The sequence below is a fragment of the Acinetobacter sp. TW_SC_4 genome (assembly GCF_054861205.1).
This window is the reverse complement of record NZ_CM142174.1, coordinates 207,259-222,159: the sequence shown is the minus strand read 5'-3', so window position 1 is coordinate 222,159 and position 14,901 is coordinate 207,259. Positions and strand designations below refer to the sequence as shown.

Below are 14,901 nucleotides of genomic sequence, written 5' to 3'. Positions count from 1 at the left end.
TTTAAAGTGCTTTTTAAAGAACCTAAAACCTCCCATCCTCGACTAAAGTCTATTTGTCTTTATTTACGAGATCATTCAAGCAAAAAAACTAAGTTTGTTTGTTCGTTTTTTAGGCAATTATTTGGCTTTTAGCAGCACCGGCGCCATGGTTTTTTTCTGGGCCAGTACAATGCCGAACAGAATAATCGCCCCACCAATACTGTGATAAATGGTCCAGGCCTCTTTTAACCAGACCAAGGCAATTAAAGCAGTAAACACCGGCATCAGGTTCATAAAGATACTGGTACGGTTCGGCCCCAGACGCTGAATCGCCATCATCCACAGCAAAGGTGCAATCAGTGACGGGAAAATACTGGCGTAGATGACGCTGCCAGCATTGGCCAGATTAATGACATCTAGACCCAACCACGCCACAAACGGCAGGTGATACAGCAATGCAAATAGAATCTGCACATACAGGCTCAGCATGAGCGGAATCTGCAGCTGCCATTTTTTCAGAAAGACCCCGTAAAAGGCATAGAAAAATACGGCAATAATCATCAGCAGATCACCCCACTGGCCGCCAGCATGCAACAGCCCCCACGGATTACCCTGCCCCATCACATAGATCAGCCCGGCAAAGGACAACAGACTGCCAATAATCGCATAGCGATTCGGGATATCGCGCAGAATCAGCATCGACACAAAAATGGTGAAAATTGGAATAAAGGCATTAATAATGCCCATATTGGTGGCGGTGGTGTAATGTGCGGCGGTATACGCCAGGCCCTGATACAGCACCAGACCAAATGCACTCAGCACTGCCAGCTGTTTCAGATGCGGGACGATCAGGGCACGTTCACGAATCACTCGCGGCAGAATAAACGGGGTCAGAATCAGAAAGGCAAAAAACCAGCGATAAAAACTGATGCTCACCGGCGAAATAAAGTCCGTCACATAGCGGGTCACGACAATATTCAGTGACCAGATCAGTACCGCACTGACCGGTAAAAGAATGACCCAAGACAGCATTTTTTCTTGCTGTGTCATATTCTGTTCCTTGTTGAGTCGATAGACCTGAAGCAGACTCTGCTTCCTGTTCTGAATGAATGCCTTTTCACTTTATTTTTAAACTTTCCTTGCGCCCTCATTCTAGTCCAATTTAAGCGTTTTGGGGCAGTGTACTGCTGCGAAATGTTGTTCTGTTCAAGATCGTCCCATCATTCAGCCCTGCTTCAATCCAGTACCTGCTTAAAATATGCTGCGTTGACACAGCGCTATACAAAAATCTGTCAAAAGCCGCAGTAATGGGTCTTGCGGGATTGGGCAAAGCCCGTTACAACAGAGAACGATAATAAATCACTTTAGGATAAACACATGGCATCTGTATATGACATTCCGGTTGCGACCATTCAGGGTGAAGAAACCACGCTGAACCTGTATCAGGGCAAGGTGGTACTGATTGTAAACGTAGCCTCTAAATGCGGCCTGACCCCACAATATGAAGGCCTGCAAAAACTTTATGATGATAAAAAAGCCGAAGGACTGGAAATTTTAGGCTTCCCTTCCAATGATTTTCTGGAACAGGAACCTGGAAGTGAAAAGGAAATTCAGGAATTCTGTTCCCTGAACTATCAGGTGGATTTCCCGCTGTTTGCTAAAATTCCGGTCGTGGGTGAAGCTAAACATCCTTTGTATGCTACTTTGACTCAAGCTGTGCCAGAACGTATCGGTGAAGGTCCGTGGTGGAAAGATCTGGTCGACTATGGCCTGACTCCAAATGAACCACCTGAAGTCCTCTGGAACTTTGAAAAGTTCCTGGTGAACAAACAGGGTGAAGTCGTTGCACGTTTTGCACCGGATATCACGGCAGATGATTCACGCCTGCTGGATGCAATCAATGCTGAGCTTGCTAAATAAGTCTTTTAATAGGTCGGTTGCAACTGATGACCAGTTTAGCCGACCTGACTCATAGGCATGAACATTGAATTTCATACTCTTTTCAAAAACTTATCTAAAATTTATGTTTACTGAAACCGCCCAGACCCGATAAAACATGAGTCTATTTCCATAACAACTCGAGCGAAACAATATGAGTCAGTCCATTTATGAGATTCCGGTAAAAACCGTCACTGGAGAAAATACGACTCTGTCCAGTTATCAGGACAAAGTCCTGCTGATTGTGAATGTCGCATCGAAATGTGGTTTAACCCCACAATATGAAAGACTGCAAAAACTTTATAATGAGAAAAAAACCGAAGGACTGGAAATTCTGGCTTTTCCTGCGAATAACTTTAAAGGTCAGGAACCGGGCACAGACGAGGAAATCTAGCAGTTCTGCAGTCTGCACTACAATGTGGATCTCCCGCTATTCTCCAAGATCTCTGTCGTGGGTGAAGATCAGCATCCTCTTTACCATTATCTGACCCAAGCTCAGCCGCAACGTACAGGCGGCGAAGATTTTGCAGAGCGCCTGAAAAGTTTTGGCAACACGCCAAATGAATTACCAGAAGTGCTATGGAACTTTGAAAAATTCCTGGTCAACAAGCAAGGTGAAGTGGTCGCGCGATTTGCACCCAATATTCCAGCAGATGATGCTCGCTTGCGAGATACGATCAATGCAGAATTGGCTAAATAATTTGTAACAGTAATGTAAGTATCTATTTCAAGAATAGATACTTATTCTTTATATTAAAATCAAATACTTAAAACCATATTTACGTAGCTCTAAAACCTCCATGATTTACACTTAATTTTTATTTTTCTACAACACTTCATTCCATATTTATCAATGAGTTGAGCCTAATATGCAGTTATCCCAAGAGAGATAACGATAGGTTCAAAACATGAAAAACTTAGTAAAAGCAGTCATATTTTCATTATCTAGTGCACTTGTGGCGACTTCAGCTTTTGCTGCAGCTCCAGAGCATCACTCGCAACACCATCAGCCACAAAAAACGCATGTTCAGCAGCATGCACAGCATAAATCCCCTGCACACGCTCAACAGCATAAACAGATACATAAGAAAATAGATCCTTCACGCGATTGGCGCGTAGGTCAAAAAATACCAGCTCAGTTCCAGAACAAAGTGTACAAGGTAGACCACAGCAAATACAAAAGACTCAGCAAACCTGGTAAAAACCAGCAATGGATCAAAGTGAATGGTGACTATATCCTGACCAATGTGATGAGCCATAACATTATCAAAATTATTGCAGGATAAGTTTTATCCTCCTCGGTGAAAAAAGAGTGCTTCGGCACTCTTTTTTAATGTCTTAATCATTTGTATTCAAAATATTTGTTATTACTTTGCAACAATCTTTTTTATCTCCACATTTTATTCTTATAGTCATGCCTTAGAACCACCTGCACCGAGACCACGATTTCATGTCCAAGATTCTTGTAAATGCTCTTCTTCCTTTTGCATTATTTAGCTCAGGCATTTTATTAATGGGCTGTGAACAGGCGACCGAAGCACCGGTCGAGCAAGAACAAAGTACTCTTTCTACTGATCTTGAACCTGCACAGCAAAGTGATCGCACGACGACTGCGCAAACAGAGCTGAAGTCTGGCAATATGTTTTATATGGTGCGTGATGTGGCTGATCTGCAATTCAAGGCAGGCAGTTATGTTGAACAGTTAAAGCAGACCCAAACTGATCTGCAAACTGCGGTAGATACTAAAGATACCCAGCAACTGCAAGCTACAGCAGGCAAGTTACAACAACAGTTGACAGGCTTTAATCAGGCCTTAAGTGAACTGAATTTAAAAAGTCAGGAAATTGATCAGGTACGTAGCAATATCATGAGTGCCAATCAACAGGTTCTGGCTTCTCCTTTACTGAATGGCCAGGTCGATTTCAGCCAGGTTGATTTAAAGAAAATTGAAAGCCAGATGGTCAGTGTGCAAGCTGAAATGCTTAAACTGGCAGGCATGCTGATTCAAAACCCAGATAAAGACGCTTCATCAGAAGCTGAACCAGAAAACACCTGATTTACGTTGATATCTCGTTCAAAAAGAAGCCACTGTTTAAGTGGCTTCTTTATTTTAAAAATTCAATATTATTTTTTTGGGCTTTTCACCACTACCAATCGTTTCTGCACAAATTCTTTGAAACCATCAATTGAAAGTTCATGACCATAACCTGAATTTTTGATCCCGCCAAATGGCAGTTCTGGCGCAGTGTCGGTATACCAGTTAATCCAGATCATGCCGGTTTCTACACGTGAAGCCAGCTTTTTCGCCCGCTCAATATTTTGTGAATGAATCACGCCTCCGAGACCATAATTGGAATCATTGGCAATCGATACAATTTCATCTTCATCTTTTGCCACATAAATTTGAGCGACCGGGCCAAAGAATTCTTCATACCAAGCCGGATTATCACGGCTGATATTTTCCAGAATAGTTGGCTGATAGAAATTACCTTCATGTTCATAAGGCTTACCACCAGTCAAAACTTTCGCGCCATTCTCTACAGCTTTATCCACCTGCTTGGTCAGTTTTTCCAACGCATCTGCTGAAGACAGTGGGCCAAGAGTAGTTTCAGAATCCAATGGATCACCAATTTTTAAGCCTTCAAAGACCTCGAGCATGCCCGCTTTAAATTGTTCTGCAATTTTCTCATGCAGGATAAAACGTTTAGCTGCTGTACAAACTTGCCCCGTGTTATTAACGCGTGCCTGACAGCCAATTTTGATCGCTTTTTCCAGATCAGCATCATCCAGCACAATGAATACATCATTACCACCCAATTCTAATGTGGATTTGGTGACATGTTTACCGGCCTGCCCCGCTACTGCACGCCCTGCACCTTCTGATCCCGTAAGAGCAACGCCTTGTACACGTGGATCTGCGATAATATCTGCGACCTGATCACTACTGATAAACAGATTAGTCCACACACCTTTCGGTGCGCCTGCATCAAGAATCAACCGTTCAAAGGCTTCAGCACATTGCGGAACGATGCTGGCATGCTTGGCTACCACAGGGTTACCAATTGCGCAGTTGGGGGCAAAGACACGCATCAATTGATAGAATGGGAAGTTCCAAGGCTCTACCGCCATAATAATTCCTAAGGGATGATGTTCTACCCAAGCTTCTCCCAGTTCCGTTTCATAAGAAACTGGCGCTAAAAACTCTTTGGCATGATCAGCATAGTATTCAGCAATTTTGGCGCAGGTTTCGATTTCACCTTCACTCTGCTTGATCAGCTTACCCATATCCAGCGTCATGATTTTAGCCAGTTCTGACTTGCGTTCCCGCATGTTGCTTGCCAGTTTACGAAGTACCTCAATTCGGGTATCTACGTGTTGAGTCCAATCCGACTTCAAGATTTTTTCTGCAGTATCGAGTGCATGTTGAATATCTTGATCGCTATGCGATGGGTAGTCTTTCAATTTTTGATTGGTAAATGGATTAATAGATTGATAAGCCATAGTTTTCCCTTTTTTCAATTATAAGTTTTGCCTGTTCTAAACTTCTATCGTATTAAGCTATAACAAGCGAAATCTGTTCGAATCATTTAACTTATCACTGATTTTTTTATGGCGTGTGCAGGTTTACAGATTGGTTCAAAACATTACTGAGAAATGGTAAAAGTTATATCGAGCGGTACAAAATAAAGTTTTCTAATAAATATCAAACTAAAGCCAATAGTGCTGAAGTTAGGGTTCGAGCAAACTATAAAAAGCTTGAAGTACCAAGTTTAGCAGAAGGATTTGATGAGACATTTAAGGTGAGGATTGTGGAGAATGGGGAGTTTGAGATTATTCCCCATTCTATTTAAAACATTTCATGTATAAGATTTAAGATTATTCCTCAAATATTTTTTGAAAATATGAATAAACCTCAAATTATTTATAATTTTTTAGAACTTATCAAACCTTATGTAAATGCTGGTACTTTACAGCCATATGAATGCTTAGCAATTGGGTTAGAAGTCGAACCTGACAGTGAAAATTACGATCGCTTAAGAATACAACTTGCGAATAACATTTATGACTTGGTTGATTTTATGAGAGCTGATCAGCCATCCAATGAATATAGTTGGCAGCAAGACTTAATTGACTTAATTTCTTACACAAGTTTCGATGTTCATAACTTTTACTCAACCGCAAGATCACTCTACCCTGATATTCAATCACATATCTACTCTCAAATTAGGATTTGGGAATTAATCAATAACAAGTCACTCACTTTGAACATTAACGATATAAATGATATTAAAAATAATACTTTAAATTTAATACTTTCTATTTTAGATAATAAATCTTTAGATGATAGCGTTAGATCATTTATTGTTAAAAAATTAAGAAAGATCGTTGAAGCTTTAGACTACTACCATATATTTGGAAACGATGGGTTATTAGAAATTCTTGAAGAATCGATTGGTCATACATTTACCAATCAAAAGTACGAAGATTTTATGAGAAGTGAAAAAAGCCAAGATTGGAAAATGTATTTAGGAGGTTTGGCATTAGGTCTAGGAATAACTGACAGCATCTTTTCTATTGGAAGTACTATTCAAGGTTTACTCCCATAAAAAAACCACCCTTTCGGGTGGTTTTTTCAATCTTAAACCAGCAATTACATTGCGCGGTTTTTGATTTTGCGGATCGTTTCCAGCTGAGCAGCAGTTTCTGCAAGAGCAGCCAAAGCAGCAGCAGAGTCCAAATCGCTCTTTTGATTCGCGAGCAATTGTTCAGCGTGTTTACGCGCTTCAATAATTGCAGCTTCATCCAAGTTTTCTGCACGGACTGCTGTATCAGCAAGAACCGTAACAACATGCGGTTGAACTTCTAGAACACCACCAGATACATAGATTAATTCTTCTGTACCGTTTTCCAAAATAACGCGGATCGCGCCAGGTTGGAGCAAAGTTACCAGCGGAGCATGACCAGGCATAATACCTAACTCACCGCCAGCACCTTTAGCAATTAGCATAGTTACAGTGCCTGAGTACAAAGACTCTTGAACACTTACAACGTCACATTGCATAGTCGCCATGAGAATCTCCTAAATTAGGGAACTAATTAAAGTTTCTCAGCTTTAGCAATCACTTCGTCAATACCACCAACCATGTAGAACGCTTGTTCTGGGATGTGATCGTATTCACCAGCTAGAAGACCTTTAAAGCCACGAATCGTTTCTTTAAGCGGTACAAGTTTACCAGGAGCACCAGTAAACACTTCAGCTACGTGGAACGGTTGAGAGAAGAAACGTTGGATCTTACGTGCACGGTATACAGTAAGTTTGTCTTCTTCTGACAATTCGTCCATACCAAGAATTGCGATAATGTCTTTCAATTCTTTATAACGTTGAAGAACGTTTTGAACTGAACGAGCGATTTCGTAATGCTCAGTACCAACTACAAGTGGATCTAGCTGACGTGAAGTAGAGTCAAGTGGATCGATCGCAGGGTAAATACCTTGAGAAGCGATGTCACGGCTCAATACAACAGTTGCGTCCAAGTGAGCGAACGTAGTTGCAGGCGATGGGTCAGTTAAGTCATCGGCAGGTACGTATACCGCTTGGATTGACGTAATAGAACCAGACTTAGTCGATGTAATACGTTCTTGAAGAACACCCATCTCTTCTGCAAGAGTCGGTTGGTAACCTACTGCAGATGGCATACGGCCTAGAAGTGCTGATACTTCAGTACCTGCTAGTGTATAACGATAGATGTTGTCGACGAACAATAGTACGTCACGGCCTTTACCGTTTTCGTCTTTTTGATCACGGAAGTACTCAGCCATAGTCAGACCAGTCAAGGCTACGCGTAAACGGTTACCTGGTGGCTCGTTCATCTGACCGTAGACCATTGCTACTTTGTCTAGAACGTTAGAGTCTTTCATCTCGTGATAGAAGTCATTACCTTCACGGGTACGCTCACCAACACCAGCAAACACAGATAAACCTGAGTGAGCTTTAGCGATGTTGTTGATCAACTCCATCATGTTTACAGTTTTACCAACACCGGCACCACCGAACAGACCAACTTTACCACCTTTCGCGAACGGGCAAAGTAAGTCGATGACTTTAATACCAGTTTCTAGAAGGTCAGTAGAAGCCGCTTGTTCTGCATAAGAAGGCGCTTGACGGTGAATTGGTAAACGCTCTTCAGTCGCAACAGGACCAGCTTCGTCGATAGGGCGACCAAGAACGTCCATGATACGGCCAAGAGTCGCTGTACCTACTGGTACAGAGATCGGAGCGTTAGTGTTAGTTACGTTCAAACCACGCTTAAGGCCTTCAGTAGAACCCATTGCAATAGTACGAACTACGCCATCACCAAGTTGTTGCTGAACTTCTAAAGTAGTTTCAGTACCGTCAACTTGGAGAGCGTCATAGATCTTAGGAACGCTGTTACGTTCAAACTCGACGTCGATAACCGCGCCGATGATCTGAATGATACGACCGCTACTCATTGCTGTCTCCTCAATTCAAACTAATATATGTTAAACGGCAGCGGCACCACCAACGATCTCAGAAATTTCCTGAGTAATCGCGGCTTGACGCAGCTTGTTATAAATAAGTTGCAGGTTCTTGATCAACTCACCCGCGTTATCAGTTGCAGCTTTCATTGCAACCATACGAGCAGACTGCTCACACGCGATGTTTTCGATCACACCTTGATACACCACAGACTCGATGTAACGAACCAACAAGCCATTTAAAAGCTCTTCAGCTTCAGGCTCGTAGATGTAGTCCCAACCGTATTGACGGTTAAGCGTCTTGTCTTCTTCAGCAGCTGCCAAAGGAACAAGCTGTTCGATCTTTTGGTTTTGAGTCATGGCGTTGACAAAGCCGTTAGAAACCAGATAAATACGATCTAATTCGCCTTTATCATAAGCGTCTAACATCACCTGTACAGAACCAGATAACTGTTCAAGACTTGGAGTGTCGCCCACTTGAGTGGTCGCACCAAGCACTTTACCGCCGTAGTTTTTAAAAAACGAAACCGCTTTTTGACCAATCAAAGCAAATTGAACTTCAATTGACTGCTCTTGTTGCTGCTGAACGTGTTTTACCACTTTCTTGAACAGGTTAATGTTCAAACCACCAGCAAGGCCACGATCTGAAGACACAATGATATAGCCAACGCGCTTAACAGGACGTTCAACCATATAACGGTGTTTATATTCAGGATTCGCTTGTACCAAATGAGCAATTACACGGTGCATATTTTCGGCATACGGACGGCCTTGAGCCATGCGCTCTTGCGCACGACGCATCTTAGAAGCTGCTACCATCTGCATCGCGCGAGTAATTTTCTGCGTGCTTTTGATACTAGCTACTTTGGCGCGAATTTCTTTTAAATTTGCCATACGCTTAACCTAGTATTCGAAGGCCCTTACGAGCCCTCGAAGGTTGATTCCGTGAACCAAACCAACACCAATCTAGCAAGTTGCTAAATTAGTAAGTTTGAGTCGCTTTGAATTTTTCAATACCAGCTTTGAATTCAGCTTCGATATCTTTATCCCAAGCACCAGTCTCGTCAATTTTTTGCATTAATGCAGCGTGTTCTGAACGGAAGTAAGCAATTAACGCAGCATCAAAGTCTACGATTTTCTTAACTTCTACGTCAGCCATGTAGCCTTCGTTAGATGCATAAACTGATACAGCTTGGTCAGCGATTGAGTATGGAGCATATTGTTTTTGCTTCATCAACTCAGTTACGCGTTGACCGTGTTCAAGCTGTTTACGAGTTGCTTCGTCAAGGTCAGAAGCGAACTGAGCAAACGCTGCCAATTCACGGTACTGTGCAAGTGCAGTACGGATACCACCAGACAATTTCTTGATGACTTTAGTCTGCGCAGAACCACCAACACGAGATACAGAGATACCCGCGTTCACAGCAGGACGAATACCCGCGTTGAACAATGATGTTTCTAGGAAGATCTGACCATCAGTAATCGAAATTACGTTGGTTGGTACGAATGCAGATACGTCACCTGCTTGAGTTTCAATAATCGGCAATGCAGTTAATGAACCAGTTTGGCCTTTAACTTCACCGTTAGTGAATTTCTCAACGTAGTCAGCAGATACACGAGAAGCACGTTCAAGTAGACGTGAATGTAGATAGAACACGTCACCTGGATAAGCTTCACGACCTGGTGGACGACGAAGAAGCAATGAAATTTGACGGTAAGCAACAGCTTGTTTAGACAAGTCATCATAGATGATAAGCGCGTCTTCACCGCGGTCACGGAAGTATTCACCCATTGTACAGCCAGAGTATGGAGCCAAGAACAGCATTGCTGCTGGATCGGCTGCAGCTGCTGCTACAACAGTTGTATACGCCATAGCGCCAGTTTCTTCTAGCTTACGTACTACGTTTGCGATAGTTGATTGTTTTTGACCAACTGCAACGTAGATACATTTAATGCCAGAGTTTTTCTGAGCGATGATCGCGTCGATCGCCATAGCTGTTTTACCAGTCTGACGGTCACCAATGATCAACTCACGTTGACCACGGCCTACTGGGATCATTGTATCTACTGATTTATAACCAGTTTGTACAGGTTGATCCACTGATTGACGCCAAATTACGCCTGGTGCTACTTTTTCAACAGCATCAGTCAGTTTTGCATCAATAGGGCCTTTACCATCAATCGGGTTACCCAAAGCGTCTACGACACGGCCAAGAAGTTCAGGACCAACCGGAACTTCTAATACACGACCTGTACAACGAGCTTTTTGACCTTCTTGAAGGCTTAAGTAGTTACCTAAAACAACGACGCCCACTGAATCCTGTTCTAGGTTCAGTGCCATACCGTATAAGCCGCCGTCGAATTCGATCATTTCACCGTACATTGCATCAGCAAGGCCGTGAATGCGCACAATACCGTCGGATACCATAACAATGGTACCTTCGTTTTTAGCGGTCGCGCTGGTGTCCAGATCGCCGATACGCTGTTTAATGAGCGCACTGATCTCGGATGGATTCAGTTGTTGCATTGCGCTATACCTCAATCTTTTTAAAGTTCAGTCTTCTTATTTCTTAAGCAAGAAGACGAGTACGCATTTTTTCAAGCTTATTAAGCGCAGAATCATCTATCACTTGGTCGCCTGCACGAATAACCACACCCGCGATTAACGCCGGGTTAACTTCTACAGAAACGTTTACTGCTGCATTGAATTTTTTCTCTAACGCACGAGTAAGAAGTTGTTCCTGTACAGAAGTCAATGGGAATGCTGATTCAATTACAACATCCACAGTATTGTTATTCTGTGATTTGAGCTGTTCATATTCTGCAGCGATTTCAGGAAGCAAAGCCAAACGTGCGTTTTCAGCAAGCATAGTCAAAAAGTTTGACACTGCAGGCGTTTGGTCTTCGCCTAAAACTTTAGCAAAAAGTGCCACCTGCTCAGCAGGTGTCAACTCAGGGCGATTTAGATAAGCTGAAAATGCTTCGTCTTGCACCGCAGCACTGAGCAATTCAAGTGCAGTTGACCAAGAGTCAGCTGTACCTTGCTCAGAAGCGTAAGCAAATGCTGCTTTAGCGTAAGGGCGTGCCAACGTCAAGAGTTCAGCCATAATTCGCCTCTCTTAAAGTTTAGCAGCCAGCTGAGTCAGCATGGCATTGTGAGCTTCTGCGTCAACTTGCTGGCTAAGAATTTTCTCAGCACCAGCAACTGCAAGAGCAGCCACTTGTTGACGTAATTCTTCGCGAGCAGCATTGATTTCAGTATCAACAGCTTCTTTAGCTTGTTGACGAATACGCTCACCTTCAGCTGACGCTTGAGTACGAGCTTCTTCGACCAATTGCGCTGCACGACGGTTCGCTTGTTCGATCAATTGAGCCGCTTGTGCTTTTGCCGCTTCCAGTTCAGCTTTCACTTGTGCTTGCGCATCTGCAAGGTCAGCCTTCGCTTTTTCAGCAGCATTTAAGCCATCAGCGATTTTACGCTGACGTTCACTAATCGCATTGATTAGTGGTGGCCATACAAACTTCATGCAGAATGCGACGAAAATCGCAAACGCAATCGCTTGGCCAAACAATGTGAGGTTGATATTCATTGCAAATTCCTCAAATAGTGAATTTCGGAATTAAGCTGATTAACCTACAAATGGATTAGCGAAGATGAAGAACAAGCCAATACCAACACCGATCATAGGCACAGCATCAAGAAGACCCGCGATTAAGAACATACGAGTTTGAAGTTGTGGAGCCAATTCTGGTTGACGAGCTACAGCTTCAAGGAAACGGCCGCCTAGAAGACCAAAACCAATCGCAGTACCTAAAGCACCGAAAGCGATCAAGATAGCAGATGCAATTGCAACTAGACCTAAAGTGAGTTCCATGATAATTCCTCAGAGGTTAGGTTTATACCAAATTAAGTTAAAAAATTGTGCCCAACCATCCCGTGACAGTTAGGCAATACCATTAATGCTTTTCGCTTGCCATGCTCAAGTATACGATAGTCAGCATCATGAAAATGAATGCTTGTAGCGTAATAACAAGAATGTGGAAGATCGCCCAAGGCACAGATAACGCCCACTGGATCCAGAACGGTAATAACGCGATAAGAATGAAGATTAACTCACCCGCATACATGTTACCGAATAGTCGTAGAGCCAATGAAACTGGACGTGCAAGGAAGGTTACCAATTCCAGAATCAAGTTCACTGGAATAAGAATCGCTTTTGCAACTGGGTTACTTGGGTTAAATGGGTTAAGTGCTAGTTCACCAACGAAGCCGCCAACACCTTTTTCACGGATGCTGTAGAACAAGATAAGTGCAAATACAGACAATGACATACCAAGGGTAATGTTAGGGTCAGTAGATGGAACGATCTTGAAGTATACGTGGTGTGGATCAATACCAAACAGGCCACCAATCACGTGTTGAGCGACATAAGGAATCCAGTCAACCGGGATAAGGTCCATCAAGTTCATGAGGAAAATCCACACGAAGATGGTTAGCGCTAGTGGAGCGATCAAACGCGATTTACCATGGAAGGTATCGCGTACACTTGAGTCAACAAACTCGATAATCATTTCGATTGCAGACTGGAACTTGGTAGGAACACCAGAGTTTGCAGCTTTCGCTACGAGCCAGAATAACAAGCAGAAAATGATACCGAGGCCGATTGACCAACCCATTGAATCCAAGTGAATAGCAGTGAACCCCATCTGTTGAGCTTCAGCACCATTCTCGGCCAATTTCCATGTACCGTCTGGCATTTTGCCATAGGTCATATTGGTCAAGTGATGCTTGATATACTCGGTCGAAGTAAGGGCATGTTCTTCAGCAGCCATAAATCACACCTGGTCAATGTCAAAAAACTATAGAACAAACGAATATCGCGTGCTGCTTGATATCTCGCCTGCTCCTAAAAAAACTTTTCAATTTTTTGTTGTGTTTAAACTCGTTTTTGTAGACGTGACACCCAAAAAGGAGCGACCCACGACATGGCTTGAACGAGCATAAAACCACAAAACAACGCAACCGGGGATAACGGCTTGACATTGCTTAAAATTAAAATGAAACCAACAATCACAATTGCAAACTTGCCCATCAGGCCTTTATACATGTTCGAAAGAACCTGCTTAGATGCCCGGGCTCCTGCCGCTCGAAATGATTGCCATGAAAAATAACAACTCGCAAGCCAGCAGACGAACGCCCCCAAAGCGGCACTCAAGGCTAAGGTTGAGTCTTTCACGACCCAGCCAATCAAGGCTGAAACAGGAATCATTAATGCTTGTAAGAGGACTAAAGCTTTCGCTAATCGTCGGTCAATCAAGCGACTAGTTCGGCTCATTATTTATTCACTCACAGCAAGCATGCTTGACAAGTTTAGCTGATGATTATTTTTAATCGCAGGCATTATAGAGTTACACCCCTGAACATGCAATCTTTTCCCGACCTTAGTCGTGTTTTTTTCAACAGATCAAATGCTGGCAAACTAATCAAAACTTGATTATTTTTAAATCATTGATGGGCATTTAACACACATTTACGGGTTTGCTCGGCCAATTTCTGCCAGGCCTGGATAAAGTCCCCTGCCCCACTCATGCTTTCATCGACACTCTGGAATACAATCGGTTTCAGTTTACGGTACTGATTTTCACCAGCATGTGCTTCTGCCAGCAGACACATTTTGCTCTGCACACGACTGTCTTGCAGATACTTGATCTGCGCCACGGTTGGTGACACATGTGGATCATCCGTCAAAGCCCCCATGAACTTCAGGTTCAATGGGCGTTCCAGATATTGATAGGCATCATGATAGGACCAATAAGGTTTAGCTTTACTTGTAGAACTATAACGCTGTGCAGTCAAAAACATGGTTTGGGCAAAGTCACGCGCATTTTTCCAATAGGCCTCCCGATGCTCAGGCAGTTGCTGAGAACGTAGGGCTGCAATAAAGAAACCGATACGTACTGCATTGTTAGGATCGAGCCAGACATGGGTATCGATAGTATCTTTTAAGGCTTGCCCACGTGGATTACGCATTGGCAAAGTGGTCAGAATACCCGAATCTAAAATCGCGATACTTTTATTGTTATTGTTCAACACTTTTGCCAACGGTGCTTCATGTGCCTGCCCTAACCAGATCACCAGACCAGCATCCTGAATCGTTTTCCGGTGTGCCGGGGTCAGGCTGACATCATGACCGCTTTGATTAGCCAATAATAAAGTCGGCTGTTCCACGCCTTGAGTAATGGACTTGGCAATCAGATAAATCGGCTGCGTTGAAACCACCAGACTTTGCGACCAGCTTAGGGTGCTGAACAAAGCCAGGCTACACAGGGCAAGGAAACGGAACATGAAGAGAAATCGCTATATAAGGACAAATTTAGTAGTGTTATAATATAACAAAATTACAAAAATACCTATGCCCAATCGAAACTCTGGACGCTTCATGTTAAGATTTGAAATCTTTTAATTTTCAGTTTCGCACCTGAGGT

General features: G+C 43.0%; 16 protein-coding genes and 1 pseudogene. 5 read left to right on the top strand and 12 right to left on the bottom strand.

The genetic code is table 11. The features are described from left to right. Window positions 1-117: 117 nt before the first annotated feature. A complete protein-coding gene (locus ACWM1W_RS01025) occupies window positions 118-1,029 on the bottom strand; it encodes a DMT family transporter (protein WP_005233405.1) in 912 nt (303 codons plus the stop codon). A 327-nt stretch (window positions 1,030-1,356) separates the two neighbouring features. Here ACWM1W_RS01025 and ACWM1W_RS01020 point away from each other — a divergent pair, with 327 nt between their 5' ends. The 4 genes and pseudogenes from ACWM1W_RS01020 to ACWM1W_RS01005 all read left to right on the top strand — a co-directional run bounded on the left by ACWM1W_RS01020 (window position 1,357) and on the right by ACWM1W_RS01005 (window position 3,973). After that, a complete protein-coding gene (locus ACWM1W_RS01020; RefSeq protein WP_340810680.1) occupies window positions 1,357-1,899 on the top strand; it encodes a glutathione peroxidase in 543 nt (180 codons plus the stop codon). 172 nt (window positions 1,900-2,071) lie between these two features. Continuing rightward, a pseudogene (locus ACWM1W_RS01015) lies at window positions 2,072-2,617 on the top strand (glutathione peroxidase). A 208-nt stretch (window positions 2,618-2,825) separates the two neighbouring features. After that, on the top strand, window positions 2,826-3,203 hold the full coding sequence (locus ACWM1W_RS01010; RefSeq protein WP_005233398.1) for an RcnB family protein: 378 nt from the start codon (window positions 2,826-2,828) through the stop codon (window positions 3,201-3,203). A 164-nt stretch (window positions 3,204-3,367) separates the two neighbouring features. Then, window positions 3,368-3,973, top strand: a complete 606-nt coding sequence (locus tag ACWM1W_RS01005; RefSeq protein WP_034580597.1) for a primosomal replication protein PriC — start codon at window positions 3,368-3,370, stop codon at window positions 3,971-3,973. A 68-nt stretch (window positions 3,974-4,041) separates the two neighbouring features. Here the strand turns inward: ACWM1W_RS01005 and ACWM1W_RS01000 are convergent, their stop codons facing one another. Then, on the bottom strand, window positions 4,042-5,418 hold the full coding sequence (locus ACWM1W_RS01000; protein WP_005233395.1) for an NAD-dependent succinate-semialdehyde dehydrogenase: 1,377 nt from the start codon (window positions 5,416-5,418) through the stop codon (window positions 4,042-4,044). Between the two features lie 401 nt (window positions 5,419-5,819). Between ACWM1W_RS01000 and ACWM1W_RS00995 the strand changes: the two genes are divergently transcribed. Continuing rightward, a complete protein-coding gene (locus tag ACWM1W_RS00995) occupies window positions 5,820-6,524 on the top strand; it encodes a hypothetical protein (RefSeq protein WP_340810681.1) in 705 nt (234 codons plus the stop codon). Window positions 6,525-6,568: 44 nt separating this feature from the next. Here ACWM1W_RS00995 and ACWM1W_RS00990 read toward each other — a convergent pair whose 3' ends face one another. From ACWM1W_RS00990 to ACWM1W_RS00945, 10 genes are all read right to left on the bottom strand, one after another. Next, window positions 6,569-6,988 (bottom strand): F0F1 ATP synthase subunit epsilon, encoded by a 420-nt coding sequence (locus ACWM1W_RS00990; protein ID WP_004780711.1) that lies wholly within the window; start codon window positions 6,986-6,988, stop codon window positions 6,569-6,571. Window positions 6,989-7,014: 26 nt separating this feature from the next. Then, window positions 7,015-8,409, bottom strand: coding sequence for a F0F1 ATP synthase subunit beta (gene atpD, locus ACWM1W_RS00985; protein WP_004780710.1), 1,395 nt, complete (start codon window positions 8,407-8,409; stop codon window positions 7,015-7,017). 30 nt (window positions 8,410-8,439) lie between these two features. Then, a complete protein-coding gene (atpG, locus tag ACWM1W_RS00980; RefSeq protein WP_004780708.1) occupies window positions 8,440-9,309 on the bottom strand; it encodes a F0F1 ATP synthase subunit gamma in 870 nt (289 codons plus the stop codon). Window positions 9,310-9,397: 88 nt separating this feature from the next. Then, window positions 9,398-10,942, bottom strand: coding sequence for a F0F1 ATP synthase subunit alpha (gene atpA, locus ACWM1W_RS00975; protein WP_005233393.1), 1,545 nt, complete (start codon window positions 10,940-10,942; stop codon window positions 9,398-9,400). A gap of 43 nt (window positions 10,943-10,985) precedes the next feature. After that, window positions 10,986-11,522 carry a F0F1 ATP synthase subunit delta gene (locus tag ACWM1W_RS00970; protein WP_340810682.1) on the bottom strand — a complete coding sequence of 179 codons (537 nt, stop codon included), beginning with the start codon at window positions 11,520-11,522 and terminating at the stop codon, window positions 10,986-10,988. Window positions 11,523-11,534: 12 nt separating this feature from the next. Then, window positions 11,535-12,005, bottom strand: coding sequence for a F0F1 ATP synthase subunit B (locus tag ACWM1W_RS00965; protein ID WP_340810683.1), 471 nt, complete (start codon window positions 12,003-12,005; stop codon window positions 11,535-11,537). Window positions 12,006-12,044: 39 nt separating this feature from the next. Beyond that, a complete protein-coding gene (gene atpE, locus ACWM1W_RS00960) occupies window positions 12,045-12,290 on the bottom strand; it encodes a F0F1 ATP synthase subunit C (protein WP_000424060.1) in 246 nt (81 codons plus the stop codon). Between the two features lie 82 nt (window positions 12,291-12,372). Continuing rightward, window positions 12,373-13,248 (bottom strand): F0F1 ATP synthase subunit A, encoded by an 876-nt coding sequence (gene atpB, locus ACWM1W_RS00955; RefSeq protein ID WP_004780701.1) that lies wholly within the window; start codon window positions 13,246-13,248, stop codon window positions 12,373-12,375. Window positions 13,249-13,352: 104 nt separating this feature from the next. After that, entirely contained in the window at window positions 13,353-13,751 is a 399-nt protein-coding gene (locus ACWM1W_RS00950) for an ATP synthase subunit I (RefSeq protein ID WP_004780700.1), read from the bottom strand. Window positions 13,752-13,921: 170 nt separating this feature from the next. Then, on the bottom strand, window positions 13,922-14,761 hold the full coding sequence (locus tag ACWM1W_RS00945) for a metal ABC transporter solute-binding protein, Zn/Mn family (protein WP_005233388.1): 840 nt from the start codon (window positions 14,759-14,761) through the stop codon (window positions 13,922-13,924). Window positions 14,762-14,901: the final 140 nt, after the last annotated feature.

Excerpts from the sequence above, each read along its gene's own strand:
- ACWM1W_RS01025 (WP_005233405.1), bottom strand. The coding sequence starts at position 1,029 with ATGACACAGCAAGAAAAAATGCTGTCTTGGGTCATTCTTTTACCGGTC.
- ACWM1W_RS01020 (WP_340810680.1), top strand. The coding sequence starts at position 1,357 with ATGGCATCTGTATATGACATTCCGGTTGCGACCATTCAGGGTGAAGAA.
- ACWM1W_RS01010 (WP_005233398.1), top strand. The coding sequence starts at position 2,826 with ATGAAAAACTTAGTAAAAGCAGTCATATTTTCATTATCTAGTGCACTT.
- ACWM1W_RS01005 (WP_034580597.1), top strand. The coding sequence starts at position 3,368 with ATGTCCAAGATTCTTGTAAATGCTCTTCTTCCTTTTGCATTATTTAGC.
- ACWM1W_RS01000 (WP_005233395.1), bottom strand. The coding sequence starts at position 5,418 with ATGGCTTATCAATCTATTAATCCATTTACCAATCAAAAATTGAAAGAC.
- ACWM1W_RS00995 (WP_340810681.1), top strand. The coding sequence starts at position 5,820 with ATGAATAAACCTCAAATTATTTATAATTTTTTAGAACTTATCAAACCT.
- ACWM1W_RS00990 (WP_004780711.1), bottom strand. The coding sequence starts at position 6,988 with ATGGCGACTATGCAATGTGACGTTGTAAGTGTTCAAGAGTCTTTGTAC.
- atpD (WP_004780710.1), bottom strand. The coding sequence starts at position 8,409 with ATGAGTAGCGGTCGTATCATTCAGATCATCGGCGCGGTTATCGACGTC.
- atpG (WP_004780708.1), bottom strand. The coding sequence starts at position 9,309 with ATGGCAAATTTAAAAGAAATTCGCGCCAAAGTAGCTAGTATCAAAAGC.
- atpA (WP_005233393.1), bottom strand. The coding sequence starts at position 10,942 with ATGCAACAACTGAATCCATCCGAGATCAGTGCGCTCATTAAACAGCGT.
- ACWM1W_RS00970 (WP_340810682.1), bottom strand. The coding sequence starts at position 11,522 with ATGGCTGAACTCTTGACGTTGGCACGCCCTTACGCTAAAGCAGCATTT.
- ACWM1W_RS00965 (WP_340810683.1), bottom strand. The coding sequence starts at position 12,005 with ATGAATATCAACCTCACATTGTTTGGCCAAGCGATTGCGTTTGCGATT.
- atpE (WP_000424060.1), bottom strand. The coding sequence starts at position 12,290 with ATGGAACTCACTTTAGGTCTAGTTGCAATTGCATCTGCTATCTTGATC.
- atpB (WP_004780701.1), bottom strand. The coding sequence starts at position 13,248 with ATGGCTGCTGAAGAACATGCCCTTACTTCGACCGAGTATATCAAGCAT.
- ACWM1W_RS00950 (WP_004780700.1), bottom strand. The coding sequence starts at position 13,751 with ATGAGCCGAACTAGTCGCTTGATTGACCGACGATTAGCGAAAGCTTTA.
- ACWM1W_RS00945 (WP_005233388.1), bottom strand. The coding sequence starts at position 14,761 with ATGTTCCGTTTCCTTGCCCTGTGTAGCCTGGCTTTGTTCAGCACCCTA.